Genomic DNA, 25,420 nt, shown 5'->3' with positions numbered 1-25,420 from the left:
GACGACCCAAGCTCCTCATCCCGCGCGCGCGCCGCGACGGGCACCGCAGCACGACGTGAACTTCTTTCCCGAGCCGCAGGGGCAGGGATCATTGCTCCGGCGCTGCAAGCGGCCGATCAAGGGCAGGAGAACTGCGGAAGGCATCATCGACGCCAAGAGGGTGGTCAACTTGGCCGATATGCCCGGCACGACGAGGCGGCGCCCTGATTTGAACCCGCGCCACGCGCGTTCGGCGACGTAAGATGCATCCAGCTTTGGCAAGACCTTGAACAGCGCAGCCCGATTGGCGCCGGACGTAGCAAGGAACTCCGTCGAGACCGGTCCCGGAGCCACGCAGGTGACGGTCACCCCCGTGCGGCGCAATTCCTGATGAAGCGCCTCGGAAAAGGAGCGCACAAAGCCCTTGCTGGCATAGTACAAGGCCATGTACGGGCCGGGAGTGAAGCTCGCGACCGAGCCCAGATTGATCACACCGCCGCGGCCGCGTGCAACCATTCCCGGCAGAAAGCGCAGCGTCAGATCGGTAAGGGCGCGAATGTTGAGATCGACGATGCCGAGTTGATCCTCGACCGGCAATAGCGTCGCGCTTCCGCGCAGGCCATAGCCGGCGCTGTTCACCAGAACGTCGCAGATCAGGCCGTTTGCGGAAAGGAAATCCTCGAGACGCTCTGCTGCGTCCTGGGCCAGAAGATCCAAGGCGAGTGTGAGGGCCTCTCCGCGAACCTGTTGAATATCGGCGGCGGCCGCCGCCAATCCCTCGGCCGAGCGCGCGACCAAAACTACCGTTGCGCCATCCCCGGCAGCAACTTCGGCAATCGCCTTGCCGATGCCGCGGGACGCGCCGACCACTACGACCGCTGGCCGGAGTTCGCCAATCATGTTTGCGCTCCTGAAGCAGCCGCGGCCTGAACATTCTCGCTCGACGCGTAATTTTGCACTTCGGCAGCAATCTCGCCGTTCAAGATTCTCTCGAATCGCTCCAATGCGCGCGCCACATTGGCGCCGTCCATCACCCTGTGGTCGTAGTGGATGCGGACGGTGACCAAACCCTTCTCGTCGATCGGGCCGTAATTGAGGAGACTGGTCAAGGGCGTCAATGGATTCAAAGATTCGGCACCGAGGCCCGAATAGACGGACAATTGGAACGTCCCGAAATGGCGCGCCCGCTGCCGTCCGATATTCAGTCCGAGCCACATCAGCAGCCATCTGATCGGCGCCGGCAGGCGGGCGATCTTCAGGGCGCGCCGGAACTCCTTGACCTCGAGCACCGGGCGCGTTCGCGCCGCCTGGATCAATGCGCCGAGCTCCGCAATCGAACGGCGCTCCGGATTCTTGATGGAACTCAGCAGAACGACTCGCTCTCCGTGGAACTCGCGCTCATGTGCGATGGAGGCGACGCTTGCCGGATATTCGTATAGCTGCGGTCTCGGGAACTTGACGTAAGCACGCCGCAGCTCTGGCGTCTCCAAGGCGAGAAGGGCATAACCTTTCAGGAAAAGTACCGTCCAGGAAGGCCTGCTTGGCTGCGCCATTCGCGCCCTTAGGAGCGGTCCGAGATCCATCTGCCGCTGCACGCTCACCCGTGGCACGCGCATCGAGAACCGCATCAGGTCCCCGACAAGGCGCCGCGGCGCCGAAAGCTTGAGAGCTCGGCCTCGCATCATGCCACCTCTAGTAAATGTAGGGAATGATTCGCTTGGTGCTCTCCATATAGTCGCGATACTGAGAGCCGAATATTTCCAACATCATGCGCTCCTCCTCATTCACCCTCAATAGGAAGAGGACTGCGAAACCGATCAGGCCCGCCAGCCCCACGATCCAGTTCGACAGCAGGAACGCCTGGCCGAGCCCCATGAGCAGGAACGAGGTGTACATGGGATGCCGCACAAGGGCGTAGGGACCACCGCGAATCAGCTCATGCTTGTCGCGAATCTCAAGCGTAATCGACCAGTTGCGGCCGAGCTCCTTGTGGGTTCTCCGAAAGACCCACATCGCAAGCGAGAAAATCACCGTCCCAACCGCTATTGCCCAGACGCGGGCAGGGTAGTCGGCCGCTTCGGGAATTCCGGTGGCTACGTAAAAGCCGGGAATGATCGCAAGACCGCACAGGGCTGCGACGAGCCCGGTGATCTCGGAAGGCGAACGGCGGTGACTGACGACGCGCACGCGCTTCGCCCGGCGTTCGTACGGACGCCGAATGAAGTACCAGGCGATGATGCCGAGCACCCAGATGATCTCGCCGACGGAAGCTACCGACATGTTCACTCTAGTTCACCAGGGCCCGCCACCATTCGAGAAAGCCGCGCCAAACGGCAACGATGGTGGCCGGGCCTCCCTTCGACAGGCCGTTCTTTGACGACGCTCGGATTCGGCTGGATGGCGAGCCTCGTGACCGGCCGCTCTCACCCCGCGTTCATCTCCCGCAGCTTTGTAATGAATTGTTGTGGCCTGAGCCAGATGCCGGGAGTCTTATATCCCATGGAGCGGGCAATTTCCGCTACGAAGGCATTGCAGTTGTAAAACGTAGCGTGCCAGAAACGCGACTTGGCCTTCAGTTCTCTGATGAAGGCGACGACCTTCTTGTACTCCGCTTCCGTCAGCATGACGCGCCAGCTTGCGGAACGATATTCTTCCTCGAGATCGCCATCGCTCGCGCCGGTCTCTGCCGGGACCGGCACGAAATGACCGAAGACGTAGGGTGTTGGATCGACGGTGGCCGGCGCGAGCCCCGCGACCTCGCGTTGAACTATCGCCCCGGCTTTGTTTGTTCGCCCGAAGATGACATAGGTGTGGCCATAGCTGAGTGCATATCGCGAGCGAAACTCGATGAAGTACCCTTGCTCTCTCGTTTGCGATGCCAACTTGGCCGGCGCGCCATACGGGCTACTCGAGACGTAAGCAGGCTGGGGACCCTTGTCTTGCGACTGGCAAGCTACTGCCGCGAATGCGAGCAAGACGACAAGCGATATACGGCCACGTACAAGCGTCATCTCATTAACTGCGCTCTATCATCCGAGCCCTGATCAATCCAGACCTTGGGCCGGCTCCTCATAACTGCCGGCACCCTTGGCCGTCAGCCTCGGAGCCGATCTAGTCTTGAATAATGTGCCGCGGGGAAATGCTCCTTAGAACTTCCCCACGGCACAAAGTCACCTGTTATTTATAAACCGGCGCAGGCTCTGCTGCTACTGGCTCTGCAGGCGGCGGGGCCTTGCCCTTGCCCTTGCCGATCGTATCGCACGCGGTGAGACCGGCAATCGAAAGCAACGCAATCATCACGACTAGAATTCTGCTCATCAAGAAGTCCTTTCCTCAATAGTCGGAATGGGTTATCGAAGGCAACACTCCAAGTAATAGTGGCGATTTGCGCCCGGGCCTAGTGCAGAAAGGACACACTTGATATCCGCTTTATGGTTACCGGGTTATCAACCGCGCCTGAACACACAAGGCTTAGTTATTTATACCGAAAAATTAGGGAAAACACCATCAGATGAGCAGCACAGTCGTACCCACCGGGACACGGCTGTATAGATCGACGATGTCTTCATTCGTCAAGCGCACGCATCCGCTCGATACCGCTTGACCGATCGTCCAGGGTTCGTTCGTTCCGTGCAAGCGGAACATAGTGTCGTTTCCGCCGCGGTAAAGATAGAGGGCAGCCGCCCCCAGTGGATTGTGAAGCCCGCCGTCGACTCCGCCGGCATATTGCGCGAGCCATGGCTTGCGCTGAATCATGTTCGCGGTCGGTGTCCAGGAAGGCCACTCCGCTTTGCGACCGATCGTCGCTCTTCCCTTGAGTGTACGTCCTTGTTCGCCGACACCGATGCCGTATCGAATCGCTGAACTGCCGTTCTGCACGAGATAGAGATATCGCTGCTCCGTATCGACGACGATCGTTCCCGGCGGCTCGCTTCCATTAAAGGCCACTTCCTGCCGCCGGAATTGAGGGGCTATACGCGTTCTGGCTTCGCGAGGGCCCCTTGTCGGTTGCCACGTGCTACATCCAGAGGCCAAAAGAGCCAGACCGCCCACCAAGAGGGCCCGGCGCGCAATACGGTCGTTCTCCATTCTCACCTGCTGAGTTAATTGTGAGTCCCTACCGGATTCGTGTTTAACACCCAAGCGCGTGCCGGCCAAGTCTCGCAACGCCGATGGCGGCTGGAAGCAGTCTAAAGTTGCCTAGTGCGCACAGGCGCCCTTAAGTTGCGGTCGCCATGTCCGCAAACCTATTGCGCTGATTCGCTTTGCTAGGCCTCTCGGAGACATGGGCAGATATTCTGTTGGCGAGCGCGTCTGGCGCCAGACTGTGTCGTTTTGGGACGAAGTCGATCGGCTCCGATGGATGAAACCTCTTGCGACAAGCATCCCCGTCTGCTCGACTGGGTTTGGGTAGGGGAGGAAGGAGACACGATGAAGCTTGGCTTCGAAGGCAAAGTCGCGATCGTAACCGGAGGCGGTTCCGGAATAGGCGCTGCCATTTCCCGGCAACTTGGCGCCGAGGGCGCCAAAATCGTCGTCGCCGATCTCGACGCCAATGCAGCCAAAAGCGTGGCTGCCGAGATTCGAGCGAACGGGGGAAAGGCCGGTGACTTCTGCGTCGACGTTGCCGATGCCGGAGCCGTAGCGGAACTGGTCGCGTTCGCTGTCCGGGAGTGCGGCGGTCTACACCTCGCGGTCAACAACGCGGGCATCGAGGGACCTCGAAAAGCGACGGCAGACTATCCGCTCGACCACTGGCACCGGCTGATCGACGTCAACCTGAACGGCGTCTTCTACTGCATGAAACACGAGATCGCCGCCATGCTGAAAAGCGGGGGCGGCGCCATTGTCAACATGTCCTCCATTCTCGGGTCTGTCGCATTGCCGACCGCCTCAGCCTACACGGCAGCCAAGCACGGCGTCGTCGGACTGACGAAGGCCGCCGCGATCGAATACGCAAGGATGGGTGTCCGCATCAACGCCGTCGGCCCCGGCTGGATCGAAACGCCGCTTCTGTCGGAACACTCCGAGCTGGCAAGCAGCCGACGTCTGGAGGCGCTTCAACCGATGGGGCGGCGCGGGAGACCGGAAGAGGTAGCGGCGCTCGTCTGTTTCCTTTTGTCCGAACAGGCGAGCTTCATCACCGGCAGCTACCATCCGATCGACGGAGCCTACACCGCACATTAGAGCAGGCTGGCTGTCGTGGCCGATGCTTTCGTAAATTTAGAGGGGCAGCCGGCGAGAGGGCGAAGAGGATTAGCGAACGTCCGTGCTTGCGACAAAGCGGCTTATCACGCGCTTTTATGCCGACATGTTTCGCGACCTGTCTGCCGCGGCAAAATGCGTGCATCCGGAGTACGTCGATCACAACAATCCGAGCGGCGAGCTTGGTCCCGAGGTCTTACGCGCGCACGTCGATGCGCTCCTGCAGACGTTTCCGGATTTTGAGCTCAGGATCGAAGACCTGACCGCCGAACGCGACAAAGTCGTCACCCGAATGGCCGGCCGAGGAACGCACAAGGGAACCTGGATGCAAATCGAACCCACCGGATTGGTCATCGAGGTCGAGGGCATCAGCATCGAACGCGTCGCCGATGGACTGATCATTGAACACGGGGGCGAGGCGGACACGATCGGTATGCTCATCCAGATGGGCGTCGATCCCTTTGTCGACCGGCAGCCACGCTGACTGCTCGCGATCTGTTCGGAAGAACAGTGCGTGTTAGTCGCGTTGTCTCTCACAAGTCGTTTACCCTCAAACCCACTCGGTGGAGAATCTACGCCGGCGGCACGAGGCAAGTGCCTCGATCAGCCCCGCCGTCTCTCTGCCATCAGAAACACCGCCAGTGCACAGCACAGCAGACCAAGGGACGATGGCAGGCCCTGATGCCCGATCAGGTGCATCGCCAGTCCTGCCGCGGGCGAGCCTACGATTCCGCCGATGCCCCATACGAACGCGAAGGCCGCATTACCGGCGATCAAGGCTTGACCGGTGAAACGCTCGCCGAGTTGGATGAGCGATACGGTGTAGATCCCGAACGAGACCCCGCCCCAGACGAAAACGAGCGGCCAGATGAGCCACGAGTTGAAGATCGACGGCAGCAGCAGGCAGCCGGCGAGTGAAGCCAGGGCACAGAATAACATCGTGTGCGTCGAGCCGAACCGTTCGGCCAAGCGCCCGAGCAAAACCTGCAGCGCGGCATTGCCTGCGATGAAACAGGTGATGAGCGAAGCGATGTGCTCCTCGGCGCTGCCGAGCGCGGCGCCATAGACCGCGAACAAGGAAAGCGGGGCCTGCTCGAAGGCGGCTGCGGCGAACACCGCGAACAATAGGAGCGGCGCCAGTGCGAAGAAGCCGCCGACCGATGTTGCCTCGCCTTCATGCGGCATCTTCGGTAGACGCGGCACGACCGCTAGCACGGTGAGACCGCAGAGAAGGAAGGCCACTATGCCGATCATGAAGGGCGGCCAACCCTGCGTCCCGACCAGGCCGAGCGACAGCGGGCCGATGGCGAAGCCACCCGAAACGATCGATGAATAGAGGCCCATGATGCGGCCCCGGCGTGGCGCCGGCGCGATCGAGATCAGCCAGGTTTCGCTGATCACGTAAAGCGGATTGGCGAAGAAGCCGAGCAGGAGGCGCAGCGGCATCCAGGCCCAAACTTCCTGCGTCCAGGCAATCGCGATCAGGGTGAGGGCGGCCAGAATCGAACACAGGATCGCCAGCCGCGCCCCGCCCACGCGTCGCGCCAGCGTCGGAACGAAGGGCGCGGATACGATGAAACCCAGCGGCGTCATCGCCGCCGACAAGCCGATCAGGCCGGGCGTCGTCCCCTGTCGCTCCAAGATGAAGCTGAGCAGCGGATAGGTCAGACCCTGTGCCACGGCAAATACTGTGACGGTCGCGATGATGCCCGCCATCGCGGCCCATGGCGTCCGATCCTCTCGCGGCGATGTCGTGCCGTGCAGGTGCCGGCGAACCACCGCAGCACGCGGAAACTGGCGATCCGGTGTCATTACAGCATTCGCTTCATAAAGGGTTTGACACTTGCCAGAAGGGCTTGGCGATCTCTGCCTCGACCTCGCGTCTCGTCAAACCGATATCGTCGATCAAATGGGGATCGTCCCTCAACTTTTGCTCGAGTTCCCAGCGAAAGCGTATCCGCTCGCCCCAGGTCGCGATAATGCTTCGCAGGGTCGCCAGGCTGTAGTGCCGACGCGACACTTCCGCCGGCTCCACGGGCGTTCCCGGCTGCGCCGCCTGAAGCGGGGCCGACGCAAGGGTAGGGGTATCGTTCATGGCAACCTCCACATGGTTGAAGGCCGCGGGGGCCCAGACCTGAAAGAGGCTGAATTCTGCAGGATACGAACGGCGCGGTAATTAAGGCCTCCCAAAAAGTTCTCAAAAACTTCCAAACGGGCTATAGAGCGCCTATGCGGGGATCACGTTTCGCCTTTGGTCCGTTCGTGCTTGATTCCGGTGCGGGAACGCTGCTTCGGAACGATGAGCCCGTTGCCGTTGGCCACCGCGGGCTGAAGCTGCTTGCGGCGCTCGTCGGACGCCCTGGCGAAATCCTGGGCAAGGCCGAGTTGATGGATGCGGCGTGGCCTGGCACGGCCGTCGAGGAAGGCAACCTCACCGTCCAGATCGCGCAGCTCAGGAAGCTGCTTGGTCCGGCCGCCGACGGTGGTCAATGGATCTCCACGATTCCGCGCGTCGGCTACCGCTTCACGGGGGCCGTCGAACAGCTCGGTGGCGCGAGGCGAGAGCCTTTGCCGCTGCCCGACAAACCATCGATAGCCGTGCTGCCCTTCGTGAATGTCAGCAGCGATCCCGAGCAGGAATCCTTCGCGGACGGGTTGACCGAAGACCTGATCACCGATCTATCCAGGGTTTCCGGCCTGTTCGTCATCGCACGCAACTCCGCCTTTGCCTACAAAGGAAAGACGATGGACGTGCGCGCGATCGCTGAGGATCTTGGCGTGCGCTACCTGCTGGAGGGTAGCGCGAGACGCGCCGCGGGGCGCGTGCGCATTAACGCCCACCTGGTCGACACTATGAGCGGCGACCATTTATGGGCGGAACGCTTCGATCGCAGCCTGGACGATATCTTTGTCGTCCAGGACGAGGTCACCGGTAAGATCGTGGAGGCGTTACTCGGCCGGTTGCGCACACCGCTGCCGCGCAATCGCCCCAACAATCTCGAGGCTTACGATCTCTGCGTGCGGGCGCGCAAGGTGATGGATGATTCGCCGCAGATGGCTCAGGAAGCGCATCTGATGCTCAGGCGCGCCGTTTCGCTCGATCCGGAATACGCCGAGGCTTATCGCTGGCTTGCCATAAACCACTGGATGGGATGGGTGCATTCGGGGGGACCAACTGAAGCTAACCGCAGCATTGCTTTGGAGCTGGCGCGCAAAGCTGTCGCGCTCGATCCCAACGATGCTGGCTGCCGCTGGGTCCTGGGTTACCTGCTGGCCTACGAGCGCAGCTTCGCCGAGGCGGATGCGGAATTCGCCAAGGCGATTGAACTCGACCCGAACGAGGCCGACACCTGGGCGGCATTGTCCGACATCACGGTCTTGGCCGGGCGGGTGGAGGAGGGCCTTGAACACATCCGAAAGGCGTTCCGCCTGAACCCGTTTCCGGCAAGTTGGTATTATCTGACGCTCGGCCAGGCGCAATACGCGGCCGGCGAATACGAAGCCGCTGTCGAGACGCTGCGCCAGGACGAGACGTATCGTACAAGCTCACGCCGATTCCTGGCGGCAAGCCTCGCTCAGCTGGGCCGGCTCGACGAGGCGCGCGCAGAGGTCGAATTGTTCCTCGTCGGCAACCCGCATTTCACAATCCGCCACTGGGCCACGACGGAGCCATTCCGCGACGCTGCGACGCTTGAGCATTTCGTTGATGGCTTCCGCAAGGCCGGTCTTCCGGAGTGACGCGCCGGCGTCATCTCGTAAAGGCGCCTTCGCACCGTTCATGCGACCTATTCCTCAAAGCGACTCGTGGCATCACGATCACGGTCATATCGTCTCGAGAGCGGAAACGGCGGCAGCCAGGACTCGCGACGGATGGTCCAAAGTTCGTAGGTTGGCCTCAGTTGATCAGGGGCATCCAGGGATCCCAGGTTCACTTCGATTTCGTCTGCGGCGCGTGCGAAAACAGGCGAGCCGCAGTGGGGACAGAAAAACCGCCCGGCGTAGTCGCGTGTTTCGCCATCGATCGTCACCGCATCCTGAGGGAATATCGCGGAAGCGTGAAAAAGGGCGCCATGATGCTTGCGGCAGTCGAGACAGTGACAAAGGCCGACCCGGTATGGGCGTCCCGACGCTACAATTCGGACGTTACCGCAGAGGCAACCTCCCGTGAATCGGTCCATGCTGCGTCTCCTATAAGATCAAGCGAAGAACATTCGCCAGTTGAGCGCCGTCCAGGCGGCTGCGCAAGCTCAGATGATCGCTATCAGCCCCCACAGTAGAATGACGCGTCGCCGCCCGGGCAATTACGCTCCTTGGAGATGTCATCGGCGATGCCACTGCAATAACCGCTGTATTCCGGAAACTCGGCATCGTGAAAGGTATTGCCCTTCAGCTCGCGATAGATCGTTGAGCGATGGCGCCCGAGTTGCCGGGCGATCTCACCGACAGGAGCCTTGCGCTCCATCAGCTGATGAAGTCGTCGGCGATCGAGAAGGGTGAGCTGTGAATAGCGATGCGACATCCAGAATTCTCCAAGGCGACGCCATCGTTTTTATTGGCATGTCGCACTTGGAAATAGAATGTACCGGGCTACATACAAGGATCGCATAAGATAGATTATGGAACCCGCGTGCACAGGCAAAAGAAAGGATAGTGCCTTTTGAATCAACTTGTTGAGATCAGAAAGTTTATGTCGCACTTTCACGCTTCTTCAGCGCTCGGTCTGTCGATTTCGAATTCCAGCCGCATCAGGTCGTAAGCCGGCTCGACGTGGTCCGGCGTCTCGTCGCTTACGACGTCGTAGTCCAACGGCACGTGCATGTGCGTCAGCACCGCGCGCTTCGGCTGAAGCCGGTTGATCCAGCCGAGCGACTGCACGAGTGCCAAATGGCTCGGATGAAACTTGTACTGCAGCGCATCGATCACCAGCAGATCCAGCCCGGCAAGCTTGCCGATCGTCTCCGGCGGAAAGTCACTGACGTCGCTGCAATAGGCAAAATCGCCGATGCGAAAGCCGAGCGAATGGATGTTGCCGTGAAACTGCACCAGCGGCTCGAAGGCGATCGGACCGCCGGCCCCATGAATGATCACGGGGGAAAGATCATCGGTGATGATGTGCGCCTCTATGATTGGCGGATAGCCGCTGCCATGCGGCGATTCGAGGCAATAGCGAAATCTATCGCAGATCAGGCCCATCGTGTGGGTGTCGGCCCAGATCGGCACGCGCTTGCGATTCTCGATGACGAAACCGCGCAAATCGTCGATCCCGTGAAGATGATCCGCATGGGCATGTGTGTAAAGCACCGCATCAATGTGACGGACGTCCGCGGCGATCATCTGCGCGCGGAAATCCGGGCCGGTATCGATCACGACGGTCGTTTTGCCACCGTCGGGCGCAACCTGTTCGACGAGCAGCGCCGCCCGCATGCGTCGATTGCGCGGGTTCGACGGATCGCAGGCGCCCCAATCGCCGGTAATGCGCGGCACGCCGGGCGATGATCCGCAACCCAGGATGGTGAACACCCGCCGAAATGCCATCTCAAAGCCTCGGCATTTTCGAGAAGATACGGAAAGCGTTCTCCGTGGTGATGGCCGCAATTTCTTCCTTGGATACGCCGATGGTTTGCGCCAGCACCTCGGCCGTATGCGCCACGTAAGCCGGCTCGTTGCGCTTACCGCGGAAGGGCTTTGGCGCGAGATATGGCGCGTCCGTCTCCACGACCAGCCGGTCGCGCGGCACGGTCTTGGCGATCTCACGCAGTTCCTCGGACTTCGGGAAGGTCAGAATGCCGGAGAACGATACATAGCCGCCGAGCTCGACGCCGATGCGGGCGAGATCCGGGCCGGACGAAAAACAATGGAGAAGGAAAGGGAAAGCGCCCTTCCCCGTTTCCTCGGTCAGAATTGCCGCCATGTCTTCGTCTGCAGACCGGCTGTGGATGACGAGCGGTAGTTTCGTTTTCCGCGCTGCGGCTATGTGACGCCTCAAGCCCTCCGCCTGCGCGGCTCGCGGCGCGTTGTCGTAGAAATAATCAAGACCCGCCTCGCCGATCGCCACCACCTTCGGATGCCCCGACAGCCGAACGAGATCATCGACGGTGATGTCGAGTTCTTCGTCTGCATTATGTGGGTGAGTGCCAACCGAACAGAAGACATTCGGATAGGTCTCGGCGATCGCGAGGATTGTGTCGAAACGCTTTACCCTTGTCGAGATCGTCACCATCTGGCCCACGCCAGCCTCACGCGCCCGTTCGATGATCGCCTCGCGCTCAGCTTCGAAGTCGGGAAAGTCCAGATGGCAGTGGGTATCGATCAGCATACGACGGCTCTCGCTTACGCTTCCGGCGCCACATAGCGCGGGAAGATCGGCTTCGGCGCCTCGAGCGGCGTTCCGGAGACGAGGCGCCCTGTTTCGCCCAGGTGCGCAAAATCGCGCCGGTCGGCCGGAACAGCGACGAGATCCAGGAGCTTGCCTGCCGATTCCGGCATGAACGGCTGCAAGAGGACCGCGATCTGACGGACGACCTCGGCGGTGACGTAGAGCACCGTTGCCATGCGTTCCGGATCGGTCTTCTTCAATGCCCACGGCTCTTGGCCTGCGAAGTAGCGATCGGTCTCGGAAACGACCGCGATAACCGCTGCGAGCGCACGATGAATGAGCTGTTTGCCCATTTCCTCCCGTGCCGTGTCAATGAGGGAGTCGGCTGCTGATAACATCGCCTTGTCCTCGTCGGTCAACGGGCCGCAGACGGGAATCTGACCGTCGCAGTTCTTGACGATCATCGATAACGAGCGGCTGGCAAGATTGCCGATGCCGTTGGCGAGGTCGGAATTGATGCGCGTTGCAATCCCCTCCTCGCTATAGCTGCCGTCCTGGCCGAAGGACACCTCGCGAAGGAAGAAATAACGGATCTGATCCAAACCGAAATGTTGGACGAGGTCGAACGGATCGACCACATTGCCGAGCGATTTCGACATCTTCTCGCCCTTGTTGAGCAGGAAGCCGTGAGCGAAGACGCGCCGGGGCAGAGGCAGACCGGCCGACATGAGGAAAGCGGGCCAATAGACCGCGTGGAAGCGGATGATGTCCTTGCCGATGACATGGATATTCGCCGGCCAGAATTTTGCCCTCGGTCCGTTCGGGTCCGTCAGGTAACCCGTTGCCGTCAGGTAGTTGGTGAGTGCGTCCACCCAGACATACATGACATGAGCCGGATCGTTCGGAACCTTGATGCCCCAGTCGAAGGTGGTGCGCGAAACTGAGAGGTCCTTGAGTCCCGACTTGACGAAGGAGATGACCTCGTTGCGCCGCTCCGCCGGGCCGATGAAGTCCGGATTCTCCTCATAATGCTTCAAGAGCTTTTCCTGGTAGGCCGACAGCCGGAAGAAATAGCTCTCCTCCTCCACCCATTCCACCGGCGTCCCTTGAGGCCCGTAGCGCACACCGTCGTCGCGCAACTCCGTCTCGTTCTCTTGGTAATAGGCTTCGTCGCGAACGGAATACCAGCCCGCATAGGAGTCCTTGTAGAGATCTCCCGCTTCGCTCATGCGGATCCAGATCGCCTGCGACGCTTCGTGATGGCGCTTTTCGGTCGTGCGGATGAAATCGTCATTGGACGCGTTCAGAAGGCGCGCCATCTTCTGGAATTCGGCCGAATTCCGATCCGCTAGCTCCTGCGGCGAAATTCCCTCCTTCTTCGCCGTCTGCTGCATCTTCTGGCCGTGCTCGTCCGTCCCGGTCAGGAAGAAGACCTCGCGCCCGTCGAGCCGCTGGAAGCGCGCCATGGCATCCGTGGCGATGAGCTCATAGGCATGGCCGATATGCGGCTTGCCGTTCGGGTAGGAAATCGCGGTCGTGATGTAGAAGGGGGACGTATCTCTCATAGCGGCTTCGATATATCTCGGATCGGAAACTATGCGTGCTATTAGCGCATAGCCTTGAGGTAGGGAACCGCCGGGGCAAGAAAAAGCCCTCGTGACCAAGGTCATACCGCTGAGCAGGCAAACCCGTTGACAGAAGCAACGAACAGGAACAAAACAGAAACAAACAAAGGGGAGCGCCTTGCTGGATGAACTCAAGCGACAATTCGAGGAGGCCTCCGCCGCCTATGCGACCGAACACGCCATCACGCGCGACCCGGACTGGTATATCCTGAAGCTGCAGGAAGAATTGGGTGAATTGACGCAAGTGTGGAACAAAGCGAGCGGTCGCGGACGCAGTCGCGCGATCTCGCCAGAGGAACTGCGCCGATCACTCGCCGACGAAGCGGCCGACCTCCTCGGCCACATCCTGCTCTTTGCGCACCATAACGATATCGACCTCGCGGCGGCGATCGAGCGAAAGTGGAAGTTTGCGCCAGATCTATAGAGCGTCCTTCAAATCGTCCATCAGGGACAGGATCGTCTGCTTGCGGTCCAGATTGTAGGCATCGCTCAAGGCCAGGCGTTCGGCGAAGTTGCTCGAAAGTTTGGCAAGGCGCTCCGCCCTGTCGATATCGCCCGCATGCGCAGCCTCCCGCGCCGACTGCATGACGCGGCCTGTCAGCAGAGATGAGAAAAAGTCGAAGATCGTTTCGCTGTCCTTCGCCGAAAGAATATCGGCAAGCTTGTGCATGCTCTTGCGGACGGACGGCCCCTGCCCCTTGAGGATATCCTCGAAGGCCTCGGCAATATCCAATCCGCCATAATTGATCAGCTTCAGGGCCTCAGAGACACTGCCATCGGCAGCGGCAAGGATCCGCTCCGCATTTGCCCCAGCGACGTCGAAGCCGAGATGCGCAAGCGCCTGGCGCATAGCTCCCGCTTCCAGTGGCTTCAACCGCAAAGGCAGGCAGCGCGACCGGATCGTCGGCAGGAGCTTTCCGGGCGCATGGGTCAGGACCAGGAATAGCGAACGGCGCGGCGGCTCCTCCAGTATCTTCAAAATCGCGTTGGCGGCGTTACGGTTGAGATCGTCCGCCGGGTCGATGATCACGATGCGCCAGTTCCCGCTACCCGAGGTCTGACCAAAGAACTTGCCGGCTCGACGCACCTCGTCGACCGTGATCGCGCCCTTCGGCCGGCCCGTCTTCTCGTCCACCGGCCGTGACAGATGCAGCAGGTTGTGCGATGCGCCGGAGGCAATCTGCCGCGTGACGATCGAAGCCGGGTCCGGATCGCCAAGACTGTCGGGCGCCTCCGCAGGCTCCGGATGGCGCAAGATATGATTCGCGAACCTGAAGGCGAGCGTCGCCTTGCCGATGCCCTCCGGACCTTCGATGAGGATCGCGTGATGGCCCTTGCCGGACCTATAGCTCTGAGCGAGAAAGGCTTCCGCTTCCTTATGACCGAAGAGCTTGCTGTTTTCCGCTGGAGCGATCGCTCCCTCCAGCACATCTGGACGTTCAATCGTCATGGCGCTGCTTCCGCGTTCGACGGTTGGGCCCTGCCCTCGCGGGGCAACAACGCCTCGACGAGGCTCAGCACTTCGGCGGCGATGACGTCCGGGGGCCGCGTTGCGTCGACCACGCGGCAACGTTCCGAATCGGCCTCGGCGATATCCAGAAAGGCCTCGCGCCGCTTCTCGTGGGTCTCCAATTGCTCCTTCTCGAAGCGGTCGGGGCTGTCGTTGGCGGCGCGGCGGCGCGCGCGCTCGAGGCCGACGGCGGCGGGCAGATCGAAGATGATCGTGCGATGGGGAATCACGCCGTTGACGGCCACGCGCTCCAGGGTTTCGACGAAAGCGGGCTCCAGATTGCCGGTGATCCCCTGATAGACGCGCGAGGAATCCATGAAACGATCGCAAAGGACGATCGTGCCCTCCTTAAGCGCTGGGCGAATCACCTCCTCCACATGATCGCTGCGCGCGGCGGCGAAAAGTATCGCCTCCATGCGAACGCCAAAGGGCTCGGCCGCTCCGGAGAGAAGCACGTGGCGCACCGCCTCGGCCCCCACCGAGCCACCGGGTTCACGTGTGGTAAGCACGTGGTAGCCGCGCGCGCTGAGCGCCTCGGCGAGGAGGCGCATCTGGGTCGATTTTCCGGCCCCTTCCCCTCCCTCGAATGTTACGAACAAACCCTTTGTCGGCGACACATTTCGTTCCAGATCGGCGTGCATATCGGCTCTGTTTAGAGCCTTTCCCGGTTAATGGAAACAATTCTGTTGGCTCAAGTTTGTTCGTTGGAGGCAACTGCCCCAGCGCGTATTTCTCAGAGCCAGAAGAAGAGAAGCTCCTGCAGGGCGTCGAGCGCGCGGCTGGTGAGCGTCCCCTTCTCCACCGCCTTAATGGTCCTCACGGGTACCTCTCGCAGCAGCTTCTCGCCGTTCCAGAGCTTGACGATTCCCACCTGTTGCCCGGCGGCCACGGGTGCAGTCAGCGGCCACTTGTAGACGATCCGGGCCGTCAGCCGCTCGGGGTTGTTCACAGGCAGCAGCACGTCGACGGGCCCGTCGGCGGCGAGCGCGACGCGGGCGGCCGCTCCGCCATAGACGCTTGCCTCTCCAATCGTTTCGCCATCAGCAAAGATGCGGCGCTTTTCGAATGCGGTCATTGCCCAATCGAGTACCCTGCGGCTCTCCTCGGTCCTTTCCTTATCGCTCTCGAGCCCACTCATCGCCAAAAACACCCGGCGGCCGCCACGCTGCATCGATGCTGCGACCGAGAAGCCGAAGCCCTCCGCAAATCCCGTCGCCAGCCCGTCGACGCCCACATTGGCGGCGATCAGCGGATTTTTGTTGCGCTGAAGGATCTTGTTCCACTCGAATTCCGGTTGCGAATAGAGCCGATAGTAGTCACGGTGCGCTTCGAAAAGATGCCGCTCCAGTGCGACCACTTCGCGCATGGTGATCCTGTTTCCCGGGTCCGGCAGACCAGTGGCATTCCTGAAGCTTGCAACCTGCATGCCGAGTTCGCGCGCCCGCGCTGTCATGCGCTCCGCAAAGGCCGCCTCGCTGCCGGCCATCCCTTCAGCCAGGATGATGCATGCGTCATTCGCCAGCTGCACGACTGCGCCCTGGATGAGATCGGCAACGCGGATCCTCGATTTGATTGCGGCGAACATGGTGGCAGTGCCGGAAGGGGCACCGCCGGTCCGCCAGGCATGTTCGGAAACTTCGAAACTCGTGTCCGGCGTCAGCTCGCCCTTGTCGAGCGCTTCGAAGACCACCTCCATCGCCAGGAGCTTGGCCAGCGAGGCAGGCGGCACCGGTTCGTTCTCACCACGCGAGAAAAGCACCGTCCCGGTTTCGGCATCGACGAGATAGATCTGCTTCGCCTTTGTGTCGAATGCGGGCGCCTGCGCGACCGCCTCCCCCGAGAAGATGACCGCGAGCAAGCCCACGACCGCAAGCCACTTTATGCGCATGAGAAACTCCGGTTTCCTCATGGGCATAGCAGCGCCGTCACCCCTCTTCAACCGGTGTTATGGCGCGGAAGGACCCCTGTGCTGACGCTTGGCATAAGCGAGAATGGAATCGGGCGTCAGGGGATTGCGTTCGACCATGATTGCCTCGAACGGCGAGGCCCGGTCGCTGACGCGGACTTCGACGTAAGCGGCGGCATAAGCCATGTTGCCGTCCGGCAGCGGGACCAAGTGCGGACGCGCAGTCGGTACCGGCCCGATTTCCGGCAGGATCGCGAACTCGCCAAGCGAACCAGGTGTCGGAAAGCCGGGGGCCGGCTCGGCAAGTGCAGTGACCGGCACACCCGTATCAAGCATCGATTTCTGCGGGATGGGAACGGCGCCGAGATCCGGAACCTGATTGCGCAGCGGCTCGTTCGAGGCGACCATGACGCCCGTGGCGATCTGCCCCTCCGGCATGATGCTCGGGCTGCGGTCACCCTTCTTCACGTAAGACGCCATGAGATAGGGCATATCGTTGCCCTCGAGCGGCGCGCGGCCCACATATTGCACGCGAACCTTGGCGCTGCCCTTACGCTTTATGTCCAGGAGTTCGGCAGTCTTCGAGGAGACATCGATGATCCGCCCGTATTCATAAGGACCGCGATCGTTGACGCGCACGATCACCGACGTACCGTTCTCAAGATTGGTCACGCGCGCATAGCTCGGCAGCGGGAAGGTCGGGTGCGCGGCCGACAGATGATACTTGTCGTAGACCTCTCCGTTCGCCGTAAGGCGGCCATGGAAGGCGGAGCCGTACCAGGACGCCATGCCGCTCCTGTTGTAGCCGAAATCCTCTTTCGGCTGATACCATTTGCCCTTGACCTGATAGGCCTTGCCCACCTGATAACGGCCGCCGCCTTTCGGGATGTTGCGCCCGGTGGCAACGCGCGGACTGGCTTTGACGCCGTAAACGGACTCGGCGAAATATTCCTTGCTCCGAGTCTTGCTCTTCTTGACGCTCGGCGTCGATCCGCAAGCCGTCAGCACCGCGCAAAGCAACGGAATCGCAGCGAGACGTATTCCCCTCACGAGATATGCCGCACTCTTATTCGATGTCATTTGTCCCACAAGATCATTGGCAAGCCTCAAGAACAATCCGCTCAAAGCCCCCGCGGACAGTTCGCGTCCCGAAACGGGACAGTCGAACAATCATGACAACAACAAGGCAAAATTGCGAACCAGAGAGCGAAGACGCGTCGGAATTCGCCCGTTATGGTTTACCATTGGTAAAGAGAGGTTCGCGCGAGCGGAGTTTGTCACCCGTTGCGGAATTGGGAAATTCGCAAATCGTGCAGCTTAAATCTTGCAACGCTTCGCGCTTCGCGCAATAACGCGCTGCCCGGATGGGTGGCCGAGCGGTTTAAGGCACCGGTCTTGAAAACCGGCGTAGGTGAAAGCCTACCGTGGGTTCGAATCCCACCCCATCCGCCAGCAGTTCTCTTTCAGCCTAGCCGGAGGCATAGGCATGAGCTTGTCTCCGAAGCATAGTCCTATTGCGCGCATGTAACGCTGACCCGCGATTTCATCGAAGGCCGCTATCGAGGCTCGCCCAGACCCGCAAATAGTGACGCCGGGACCTGCGCGAAGGGACTGGTGCGTACGCTCGAAACCGCTTATACACTGGTGTGGCTGGGGTCGTAGCTCAGTTGGGAGAGCGCCGCAATCGCACTGCGGAGGTCGAGGGTTCGACTCCCTTCGACTCCACCACTTCAACATTTGTCCAGCCCGGAGACATGCGTGACGGATCGCCGATACTATAAGGTGCGGTCGGCGTCCTGTCGTTAGGGTTGTGCTTGCCAAAAAACCTGTTTTGAGAGAAAGTCTTAGTCTGACCCCGTTCGAGGGTCTTGGCAACTCCCGCGAGTGGAGAGCACCATGCCTCTTAAATTCCTGATTGCAGCCGCGGCAATCGCGCTTTCCACACTTTCGGGATGCGCAAGCACCGGCTCGACCAACACGACTTACACCCAGTGGTATGGCCCCTATCCGGAGCCTGATTTCGACGTCTTGAGCCCGGGCGGCCTGCGTCTCGCTTACTAGCGCCGCGCGGGGACTCTCGTGCGCGAACCACGCCCAAGAAAAAAGCAAGGGGACGGGCAGCCCCGCCCTCGGAAGTTTCAGGCATTCTTTTACCGATACATTGCCGCGCGCTTTCGAGCCGGTTTTGGCGCTTTAACTGTCGGCGAAATTCACGGAATTTTAGGCACTTGCGGAACACATATGGAACAGATAGTTTCTGTTCTTGATTTGTTTCGCGATTCTGGAGTGACGCGCCATGCTGACCCGCAAGCAACAGGAATTGCTTCTGTTCATTCACGAGCGAATGAAGGAGTCCGGGGTCCCGCCGTCCTTCGATGAAATGAAGGACGCGCTGGACCTCGCGTCGAAGTCGGGCATCCATCGCTTGATTACCGCACTCGAGGAACGCGGGTTCATTCGCCGGCTACCCAATCGCGCCCGCGCCCTGGAGGTCATCAAGCTGCCGGAAGCCTATACTGGCGCCGCGCAGGTACGGCGTGGTTTTTCGCCGAGCGTAATCGAGGGAAGCCGGGGCAAGCCACCCGCGGCGCCGACCATCGTGCCGAAGCCGGCGCCGCCGGCAGAGACCGCGTCGGTCACTGTTCCCGTAATGGGCCGAATTGCCGCGGGCGTGCCGATTTCGGCAATCCAGAACAATACGCACGACATTTCGGTACCGATGGAAATGATCGGCAACGGCGAACATTATGCGCTGGAGATCAAGGGCGATTCGATGATCGAGGCCGGCATCCTCGACGGCGATACGGTCATCATCAGAAACACAAGCACGGCCAATCCGGGAGATATCGTGGTCGCCCTGATCGACGATGAGGAAGCGACACTGAAGCGGTTCCGTCGAAAGGGTGCATCGATCGCGCTCGAAGCGGCGAACCCAGCCTACGAAACGCGTATCTTCGGGCCCGACCGGGTCAAGATCCAGGGTAAGCTCATCGGCCTCATGCGGCGTTATCATTAGCGTGCATCGGAGGGCTCAGCGCTCGCTGGACACTCGCTATTTCTCAAAGTCGACTGCCACGCCAACGGCGCCATGCGTCTCTTCAGACGCACAAAGAATGCTGTAGCGCTTTGAATTTCTGCATGTTTTTGCCCCTAATCGAGCGCGATTAAAGGAAACATGCAGTAATCTCCTGCGCGGTCAGCAACCACCGCTTAGGGATCTTCCTGGTTTCATTCCAGACCACTGATGCCAACTGCATTGCCAGGTGGCGGGATCCGGCTTTTGAGGCTGAAGCCTCTCGACGCCGCATGAATGATGAGCTCAGCGCAGCTGCTCGGCGAGTTTGCCTGAAATAGCTACGAACAGGCCGTGAACATGTGCAATGGATAACTCCCCACCACCCGCCAGTGCACCGGCCAGCATGGTATAATGCCAGCTCGTTACGACACCTCAAACTTTGTTACCGGGTCCAACCATCGTTGCAGGAACCGCTGCATCGATGGGTCGTTTTCGTTTGTATAGAGTGGAGTTCGTCATCATGACTGGAAGAAATTACCGAGGACCGGAACATCACGCCTCAGCGGGGCTGCCAGTAAGCATTCTGTTGCTCTCAGTCCTCGCAATATCGGCCTATCTATTGGTCGGGGCCTCTTTGACCGGGGGAGAGAGCGTCACCTCCAAGGTCTATCTGCCGGCCGCGCAAACACAAGTGCGCTGATCTTTGCAGGTCGTCAGGCCGGTCAATAGCGATCACGCAAGGCTTGCGGGTGGCCAGGATCGACTGGAATGGAATAGGCAACCAGCTATTGGCCTTGAGCAAAGGTCCAACGGACGAGACGGGAGCAAATGCCACGCCCGCGAGTGTGGTAGACGGTGGAATTCAGGCGAAATTATTGCCAGCCCAATCAGGTATTTACGTGTGGCAATGGAGGCCTCGCCCGGAATTGAACCGGGGTACAAGGATTTGCAGTCCTCTGCGTCACCACTCCGCCACGAGGCCTCTCTGACTTGAATTCCCAAGTCGTGGCGCGGATTTAGAATGATTGCCCGGAAACCGCAAGAGGGTTCATTCTGAATAGGGTCTTTTTTATTCCGAATAACCGCTTGCTTTCGCTTCGGTAAGGTCGGCGGCATGCCGGCAGCCGTCTCAGCCACTCGCTTGGAGACCTCGTTGTTCTACTGCATCTCTCCTTAAATCGACCTCGCTTCAAGGAAAAAGACATGCAGCAAATTCAAACGGCTACAGCGACCTTTGCGCGGCTGAAAGACGCGCGGCGCTGCAGGGCGAATGGTCGTCCCCGTTCACGGGTAAGCCGAGTTGGCGGGAACGAGTGCGGGCCTATTCTGCGGCGCCTCCATCGCTGGTCGATCGACAGCTAGGATGCTCACCACGAGAGCGATGAGCACGAATATAAGCGCCAGAAATGCGAGGCCTGCTTTATCCATCCCGCATCTTGATGCGCCGAATGTGCACAAAACAGGGCAGGAAGCCGGGAAGAGTTTCGCTGCGGTTCCCCGTGGTAAATTATGCCTTAACGGACACCACCAAGCTGTTACTGCACGAATCCTTAAATTGAAATCGATTTAGGAACAAAATCACGCAGCAATTCAAAGTGCTACAGCGACATTTGCGCGTCCGATTGGACTTGGCCCACCCCTCGCCTTGCCTACCTCGTCAGGATCCCCCCGACGAATTCTGCGTGCCTCGCCGGCGCGCCCACCAAACGGCGAGTTTACGACGCCAGCGGCGGACGATCGGAATATCGTGCGACAGCACGAGCAGGCCCATCGGGATCATCCAGAAGCCAAGCACCGGCAGGAAGCCGAGCACGCCGCCGACGATGAGCAGCGAGCCGACCAGCATGCGCAAGACCGGCGAGTCGGGCAATTTGATCCGCCACTTGCCGAGCACGATCTCATGCGTCTGCGGATCGATGCCGAAATGCCTTTTTTTCTCTGCTTTTGCCATCAGTCCTCTTTCGTGTCCCTCCTGAGTTGGTGCCTCCTCCACAGGCTGACAACTGCCGCCGACGATTTTTTTTTAAAAACCGCTTGGCAAATCGAAAAAGCATTTGTATTAGCAGCCTCACTTCTGCGGCGCAGATGATCCCTGGTAGCTCAGCGGTAGAGCACTCGACTGTTAATCGATAGGTCGCCGGTTCGAATCCGGCCCGGGGAGCCAGTTTCCAAAGAGCCATTCGCGGCGAAGGCCCGAATGGCTCTTTTCGTTTTGCCAAGGTTTCCTCATGCCTCCTGCCTGGCTTTTCCTGATGCTCGCCATCATAACCGAAGTCGTCGGCCTCACGGTCATGAAGGCGGCCTCTGCATCCGGCTCTTACTTCGGGCACGCGGTCATGTATGCCTCGATCGCCCTCTCCTATGTCTTTCTGGCAAGAGCGGTGAAGACGATCCCGGTCGGCGTCGCCTATGCGATCTGGGAAGGGTCCGGCGTCGCCCTCATCACGCTCGTCTCGGTGTTCCTTTTCGGCCATGTGCTCAGCGGACGCGAAATGCTCGGTCTGACGATGGCCGTCGCGGGCATCCTGCTCGTCAATGCGGGCGATAGCGACAAAGAGGAAGCGGCCGAAGGAGCAGCCTCTTGAGCGCGCCGTGCCTCTCCTTCACCCTCGCCGTCATGGCCGGCATTCTCGATGTCGCAGCGAATCTTGCCTCGACGAAGTCGAATGGCTTTGCCCGCCGCGGCTGGGGCGCGCTTTCGATTCTTCTGGTGCTTGCCGCCTTCGCGCTGCTCGCGGAAGCGGTCAGGGACATGGACCTTGCCATTGCCTATGCCGTTCTCGGAGCGACCGGCATTTTCGGGACGGCCATCTGCGGCCGCCTCTTTTTCGGACATCGGCTGAAACCGATCGGTTGGGTCGGTCTGTCGCTGATCTTCGGCGCAGTACTCGTGCTTCACACCGCCTGACGCGACTGCCCATCGGAACCGGACTGCTTGTTCTTCGGTGCGGAGGCGACCACGTCCCGCCAAGGCACCAGCCAGTTGAGCAGGGCGAAATAGGCGCTGTAGGGCAGGAGCTGCAGCAGTTTGACGAGATAGGTAAAGCGCTTCGGAAAAGTGATCTCGAAGCGCGAAGACTTCAACCCAAGGCTTATTTGCTCCGCCGCTTCTTCGACGCTCACCAGAGCAGGCCGTGAAATGCCGCTCTTTGCCGCTCGTTCGGTGTCGACAAAGCCGGGACAGATCAGCTGCAGGCGGATTCCGATGCGATCGAGGTCGAACTTGAGGCTTTCCGCCATGTTGATCAGAGCCGCCTTGCTAGCACCATAGGCCGCATTCATCGGCACGCCGCCATAGCCGGCCGCCGAAGACATGATGGCGATCTGGCCGTGTCCCTTAGCCTTCATGTGCTCGACGACGGGTATGAGGCAATTGACGACGCCGTGAAGATTGACGGCAAGAGTCTTGTCGAAGGCCTCACGGTGCAGGTCGTCACCGCGGACCGGGATGATAACCCCGGCATTGAGAATGGCGAGCGCCACCTGCCCGTGCTCGTATTCGATCGCCGCGACCAGCCGATCCATGTCGCGGGGATCGGTAACATCGCCGTCGAGAACGACCATCTTGCCGGGACCAGTCACCTCATGCTGCAGCGCGACCAGCTTGTCATGGCTGCGCGCCGTAACGACCACCGAATATCCTTCTTCCACAAGCCGGAGCGCAACGGCTCGTCCGATGCCGGAGCTTGCCCCGGTGATCCATACCAGTCCATGTTCGGGGCGGGCGGTAAATACGGTCGTCATTTCATCCTCGCGCGTCGACGGGGTCTTCTCCATCAGGCCCGCCGCAGTATCGGCCGGTCCAACCTCTCCGACGGCAAGCACCTGGCCCGCGCTCTCCACTTCCCGCCCGTCGATTTGACAGCGGAGACGATTTTTGCCCGGGACAGGAAAGCTGCGAAACGCTATTTCTTGCCTGTTTCATAGAGTGAGCCGAAAAGACGCCAATATTTCGGCGATCCTGCTCTTAATCCAAATGTTTATCGGCTTGCCGTTCGTCGAGGTTAATGCTTGGCTGAAGCCCGGCGTTTTTTCCGTCCAGCGTGAGGTTTACTAACATGCGTGTTCTTCCGTCCGTGCTCGAAGCCATCGGCAATACACCGCTGATCCGGCTCAAGGCCGTTTCCGAAGCCACCGGCTGCACCATCCTCGGCAAAGCGGAGTTTCTCAATCCCGGGCAGTCGGTGAAGGACCGGGCCGCACTTTGGATCATCCGCGAGGCGGAGAAAGCCGGACAGTTGCGGCCGGGCGGCGTGATCGTCGAAGGAACGGCCGGCAACACCGGAATCGGCCTTGCCGTCGTCGGTAGCGCGCTCGGATACCGCACGGTCATCGTGATCCCCGAGACGCAGAGCCAGGAGAAGAAGGACGCCCTGCGCCTGCTCGGTGCGGAACTGGTCGAAGTGCCGGCCGTCCCCTACAAGAACCCGAACAACTACGTGAAGATTTCCGGCCGGCTGGCCGCCGAACTCGCCAAGACCGAGCCGAACGGCGCCATCTGGGCAAATCAATTCGACAACGTGGCCAACCGCGACGCGCACGTGGAATCGACAGCGCCGGAAATCTGGCGCGATACCGACGGCCAGGTTCACGGCTTCACCTGCGCCGTCGGCTCTGGCGGTACGCTTGCCGGCGTGGCGCAGGGATTGCGTGCGAGGAACCCGGCGATCAAGATCGGTATTGCCGATCCGGAAGGGGCAGCACTTTACAACTACTATGCCCACGGCGAGCTCAAGGCGAGCGGCAGCTCGATCACGGAGGGCATCGGCCAGGGCCGAATCACCGCCAACCTCGAAGGCTTCACGCCCGATTTCGCCTATCAGATTCCCGATTCCGAAGCCGTGCCCTACGTCTTCGATCTCATTGAAAAGGAAGGCATCTGCGTCGGCGGCTCGACCGGCATCAACATTGCCGGCGCCGTCCGACTCGCCCGGGACCTCGGGCCCGGACATACGATCGTGACGATCCTCTGCGACTATGGTAACCGCTATCAGTCGAAACTCTTCAACCCGGATTTCCTGGCCTCGAAGGGGCTGCCGATTCCCTCCTGGCTGAAGACGACTTCGACCATCACCGTGCCTTACGAACCAGTCGGATAGAACCTTGCCATGAACAGGACCGTGACCGCCCTCTTCCGCGACGATTTCTATCTTTCGACGTGTGAAGCAAGCGTGACGGCAATCCTCGACGACGGCGGGATCGAGTTCGACCAGACCTGCTTCTACGCCGCATCGGGCGGGCAGCCGGGCGATACGGGGTTCCTCGAACGGGAAGACGGCAGCCGCATCTTGATTGCCGATACCCGGCATGGCGCGACCAAGGACATCATCGTTCACATTCCCGCCGATGGACAGCCGACGCCGTCCGTCCGCGAGAAGCTCGTCCTGCACATCGACTGGCCGCGGCGATACCGGCTGATGCGCATGCACACGGCCTGTCACCTGCTGTCGGTCGTCTGCCCGTTTCCGATTACGGGCGCGTCCGTCGGCGAGGAGGAGAGCCGCGTCGATTTCGATATGAGCGAAACGATCGACAAGGATCAGGTCACGGCGGCACTGATGAAGCTCGTAGAGGAGAACCATCCGGTCTACGTACAGTGGATCACCGACGAGGAACTCGCCGCCAATCCTGGCATCGTCAAGTCGAAGAATGTCCGCCCGCCGATGGGTCTTGGCCGCGTGAGCCTCGTGTGCATCGGGGAGAATTCGTCCGTGGATAGCCAGCCCTGTGGCGGAACGCATGTTTCCGAGACGCAGGAAGTGGGCGCGATCCATATCGCCAAGATCGAGAAGAAGGGCAAGGAGAATCGGCGTTTTCGGATCCGGTTCGGAACGCCCGAGAATCGGACCGCCGTCTAGGTCCT

The 25,420-nt window shown here is 60.5% G+C and carries 28 protein-coding genes, 4 tRNA genes and 1 pseudogene; 13 read left to right on the top strand and 20 right to left on the bottom strand.

The window, feature by feature from the left end:
• Positions 1-15: 15 nt before the first annotated feature.
• The 6 genes from M728_RS07335 to M728_RS07310 all read right to left on the bottom strand — a co-directional run bounded on the left by M728_RS07335 (position 16) and on the right by M728_RS07310 (position 4,068).
• A complete protein-coding gene (locus M728_RS07335; RefSeq protein ID WP_026623155.1) occupies positions 16-879 on the bottom strand; it encodes an SDR family oxidoreductase in 864 nt (287 codons plus the stop codon).
• Entirely contained in the window at positions 876-1,661 is a 786-nt protein-coding gene (locus M728_RS07330; RefSeq protein WP_026623156.1) for a hypothetical protein, read from the bottom strand. The genes M728_RS07335 and M728_RS07330 overlap by 4 nt, the downstream gene beginning before the upstream one ends.
• A gap of 10 nt (positions 1,662-1,671) precedes the next feature.
• Positions 1,672-2,259, bottom strand: a complete 588-nt coding sequence (locus M728_RS07325) for a protein-S-isoprenylcysteine O-methyltransferase (RefSeq protein WP_026623157.1) — start codon at positions 2,257-2,259, stop codon at positions 1,672-1,674.
• A gap of 143 nt (positions 2,260-2,402) precedes the next feature.
• Positions 2,403-2,990 carry a hypothetical protein gene (locus tag M728_RS07320; protein WP_026623158.1) on the bottom strand — a complete coding sequence of 196 codons (588 nt, stop codon included), beginning with the start codon at positions 2,988-2,990 and terminating at the stop codon, positions 2,403-2,405.
• Positions 2,991-3,156: 166 nt separating this feature from the next.
• Entirely contained in the window at positions 3,157-3,297 is a 141-nt protein-coding gene (locus M728_RS07315; RefSeq protein WP_026614073.1) for a hypothetical protein, read from the bottom strand.
• Between the two features lie 189 nt (positions 3,298-3,486).
• Positions 3,487-4,068: a L,D-transpeptidase gene (locus M728_RS07310; RefSeq protein ID WP_026623159.1), complete on the bottom strand. Its 582-nt coding sequence runs from the start codon at positions 4,066-4,068 to the stop codon at positions 3,487-3,489.
• A gap of 342 nt (positions 4,069-4,410) precedes the next feature.
• On the opposite strand from M728_RS07310, the gene M728_RS07305 reads away from it, so the two are divergent.
• Complete coding sequence (locus tag M728_RS07305) at positions 4,411-5,166, top strand: SDR family NAD(P)-dependent oxidoreductase (protein ID WP_026623160.1); 756 nt, start codon at positions 4,411-4,413, stop codon at positions 5,164-5,166.
• 124 nt (positions 5,167-5,290) lie between these two features.
• Complete coding sequence (locus tag M728_RS07300; protein ID WP_051441086.1) at positions 5,291-5,668, top strand: ester cyclase; 378 nt, start codon at positions 5,291-5,293, stop codon at positions 5,666-5,668.
• 119 nt (positions 5,669-5,787) lie between these two features.
• Here the strand turns inward: M728_RS07300 and M728_RS07295 are convergent, their stop codons facing one another.
• Both M728_RS07295 and M728_RS07290 read right to left on the bottom strand, forming a co-directional pair.
• Positions 5,788-6,900 (bottom strand): MFS transporter, encoded by a 1,113-nt coding sequence (locus M728_RS07295; RefSeq protein ID WP_245269842.1) that lies wholly within the window; start codon positions 6,898-6,900, stop codon positions 5,788-5,790.
• Positions 6,901-7,009: 109 nt separating this feature from the next.
• Positions 7,010-7,279: a DUF1127 domain-containing protein gene (locus tag M728_RS07290; protein WP_234706876.1), complete on the bottom strand. Its 270-nt coding sequence runs from the start codon at positions 7,277-7,279 to the stop codon at positions 7,010-7,012.
• 134 nt (positions 7,280-7,413) lie between these two features.
• Here M728_RS07290 and M728_RS07285 point away from each other — a divergent pair, with 134 nt between their 5' ends.
• A complete protein-coding gene (locus M728_RS07285) occupies positions 7,414-8,922 on the top strand; it encodes a winged helix-turn-helix domain-containing tetratricopeptide repeat protein (RefSeq protein ID WP_026623163.1) in 1,509 nt (502 codons plus the stop codon).
• Positions 8,923-8,969: 47 nt separating this feature from the next.
• Here the strand turns inward: M728_RS07285 and M728_RS07280 are convergent, their stop codons facing one another.
• The 5 genes and pseudogenes from M728_RS07280 to metG form a co-directional block, all read right to left on the bottom strand.
• Positions 8,970-9,362: a GFA family protein gene (locus tag M728_RS07280; protein ID WP_084044698.1), complete on the bottom strand. Its 393-nt coding sequence runs from the start codon at positions 9,360-9,362 to the stop codon at positions 8,970-8,972.
• Between the two features lie 125 nt (positions 9,363-9,487).
• Positions 9,488-9,703: pseudogene (locus M728_RS07275) on the bottom strand (helix-turn-helix domain-containing protein); the annotation flags it as partial.
• Between the two features lie 179 nt (positions 9,704-9,882).
• Positions 9,883-10,719: an MBL fold metallo-hydrolase gene (locus M728_RS07270; RefSeq protein WP_026623164.1), complete on the bottom strand. Its 837-nt coding sequence runs from the start codon at positions 10,717-10,719 to the stop codon at positions 9,883-9,885.
• Position 10,720: 1 nt separating this feature from the next.
• Entirely contained in the window at positions 10,721-11,500 is a 780-nt protein-coding gene (locus tag M728_RS07265) for a TatD family hydrolase (RefSeq protein WP_026623165.1), read from the bottom strand.
• A gap of 14 nt (positions 11,501-11,514) precedes the next feature.
• Positions 11,515-13,065 carry a methionine--tRNA ligase gene (metG, locus tag M728_RS07260; RefSeq protein WP_026623166.1) on the bottom strand — a complete coding sequence of 517 codons (1,551 nt, stop codon included), beginning with the start codon at positions 13,063-13,065 and terminating at the stop codon, positions 11,515-11,517.
• A gap of 178 nt (positions 13,066-13,243) precedes the next feature.
• On the opposite strand from metG, the gene M728_RS07255 reads away from it, so the two are divergent.
• A complete protein-coding gene (locus tag M728_RS07255) occupies positions 13,244-13,549 on the top strand; it encodes a pyrophosphatase (RefSeq protein WP_026623167.1) in 306 nt (101 codons plus the stop codon).
• Here the strand turns inward: M728_RS07255 and M728_RS07250 are convergent.
• From M728_RS07250 to M728_RS07235, 4 genes are all read right to left on the bottom strand, one after another.
• Positions 13,544-14,575 (bottom strand): DNA polymerase III subunit delta', encoded by a 1,032-nt coding sequence (locus M728_RS07250; RefSeq protein ID WP_026623168.1) that lies wholly within the window; start codon positions 14,573-14,575, stop codon positions 13,544-13,546. The two genes, M728_RS07255 and M728_RS07250, sit on opposite strands and share 6 nt — an antisense overlap.
• A complete protein-coding gene (gene tmk / locus M728_RS07245; protein WP_026623169.1) occupies positions 14,572-15,276 on the bottom strand; it encodes a dTMP kinase in 705 nt (234 codons plus the stop codon). The genes M728_RS07250 and tmk overlap by 4 nt, the downstream gene beginning before the upstream one ends.
• Before the next feature lie 92 nt (positions 15,277-15,368).
• The gene (locus M728_RS07240) at positions 15,369-16,523 is read right to left on the bottom strand and encodes a D-alanyl-D-alanine carboxypeptidase family protein (RefSeq protein ID WP_026623170.1); all 1,155 of its coding nucleotides are present in this window, start codon (positions 16,521-16,523) and stop codon (positions 15,369-15,371) included.
• A 57-nt stretch (positions 16,524-16,580) separates the two neighbouring features.
• Complete coding sequence (locus tag M728_RS07235) at positions 16,581-17,621, bottom strand: septal ring lytic transglycosylase RlpA family protein (RefSeq protein WP_026623171.1); 1,041 nt, start codon at positions 17,619-17,621, stop codon at positions 16,581-16,583.
• Positions 17,622-17,903: 282 nt separating this feature from the next.
• Here M728_RS07235 and M728_RS07230 point away from each other — a divergent pair.
• The 4 genes from M728_RS07230 to lexA all read left to right on the top strand — a co-directional run bounded on the left by M728_RS07230 (position 17,904) and on the right by lexA (position 19,557).
• Positions 17,904-17,993 (top strand) — tRNA-Ser (locus M728_RS07230).
• 200 nt (positions 17,994-18,193) lie between these two features.
• Positions 18,194-18,269: transfer RNA gene (locus M728_RS07225), tRNA-Ala, on the top strand.
• A 168-nt stretch (positions 18,270-18,437) separates the two neighbouring features.
• The gene (locus tag M728_RS07220; RefSeq protein ID WP_139015649.1) at positions 18,438-18,602 is read left to right on the top strand and encodes a hypothetical protein; all 165 of its coding nucleotides are present in this window, start codon (positions 18,438-18,440) and stop codon (positions 18,600-18,602) included.
• A gap of 235 nt (positions 18,603-18,837) precedes the next feature.
• Entirely contained in the window at positions 18,838-19,557 is a 720-nt protein-coding gene (gene lexA / locus M728_RS07215; RefSeq protein ID WP_026623172.1) for a transcriptional repressor LexA, read from the top strand.
• A gap of 908 nt (positions 19,558-20,465) precedes the next feature.
• Here the strand turns inward: lexA and M728_RS07210 are convergent.
• Both M728_RS07210 and M728_RS07205 read right to left on the bottom strand, forming a co-directional pair.
• Positions 20,466-20,539 (bottom strand) — tRNA-Cys (locus M728_RS07210).
• 675 nt (positions 20,540-21,214) lie between these two features.
• Positions 21,215-21,508 (bottom strand): hypothetical protein, encoded by a 294-nt coding sequence (locus tag M728_RS07205; RefSeq protein WP_026623173.1) that lies wholly within the window; start codon positions 21,506-21,508, stop codon positions 21,215-21,217.
• A 138-nt stretch (positions 21,509-21,646) separates the two neighbouring features.
• On the opposite strand from M728_RS07205, the gene M728_RS07200 reads away from it, so the two are divergent.
• From M728_RS07200 to M728_RS07190, 3 genes are all read left to right on the top strand, one after another.
• Positions 21,647-21,721 (top strand) — tRNA-Asn (locus M728_RS07200).
• Between the two features lie 64 nt (positions 21,722-21,785).
• On the top strand, positions 21,786-22,142 hold the full coding sequence (locus tag M728_RS07195; protein ID WP_026623174.1) for an SMR family transporter: 357 nt from the start codon (positions 21,786-21,788) through the stop codon (positions 22,140-22,142).
• The gene (locus M728_RS07190) at positions 22,139-22,465 is read left to right on the top strand and encodes a multidrug efflux SMR transporter (RefSeq protein WP_026623175.1); all 327 of its coding nucleotides are present in this window, start codon (positions 22,139-22,141) and stop codon (positions 22,463-22,465) included. The genes M728_RS07195 and M728_RS07190 overlap by 4 nt, the downstream gene beginning before the upstream one ends.
• Here the strand turns inward: M728_RS07190 and M728_RS07185 are convergent.
• Positions 22,453-23,301 (bottom strand): SDR family oxidoreductase, encoded by an 849-nt coding sequence (locus tag M728_RS07185; RefSeq protein WP_026623176.1) that lies wholly within the window; start codon positions 23,299-23,301, stop codon positions 22,453-22,455. The two genes, M728_RS07190 and M728_RS07185, sit on opposite strands and share 13 nt — an antisense overlap.
• 314 nt (positions 23,302-23,615) lie before the next feature.
• Here M728_RS07185 and M728_RS07180 point away from each other — a divergent pair, with 314 nt between their 5' ends.
• Both M728_RS07180 and M728_RS07175 read left to right on the top strand, forming a co-directional pair.
• Positions 23,616-24,656, top strand: coding sequence for a cysteine synthase A (locus M728_RS07180; RefSeq protein WP_026623177.1), 1,041 nt, complete (start codon positions 23,616-23,618; stop codon positions 24,654-24,656).
• Positions 24,657-24,665: 9 nt separating this feature from the next.
• Positions 24,666-25,415 (top strand): alanyl-tRNA editing protein, encoded by a 750-nt coding sequence (locus tag M728_RS07175; protein ID WP_026623178.1) that lies wholly within the window; start codon positions 24,666-24,668, stop codon positions 25,413-25,415.
• Positions 25,416-25,420 lie beyond the last annotated feature (5 nt).

The sequence above is a fragment of the Ensifer sp. WSM1721 genome, from assembly GCF_000513895.2.
GTDB lineage: Bacteria > Pseudomonadota > Alphaproteobacteria > Rhizobiales > Rhizobiaceae > Sinorhizobium.
Note: the sequence above shows the minus strand (reverse complement) of the source record. Positions and strands in the feature narration are given on the sequence as shown.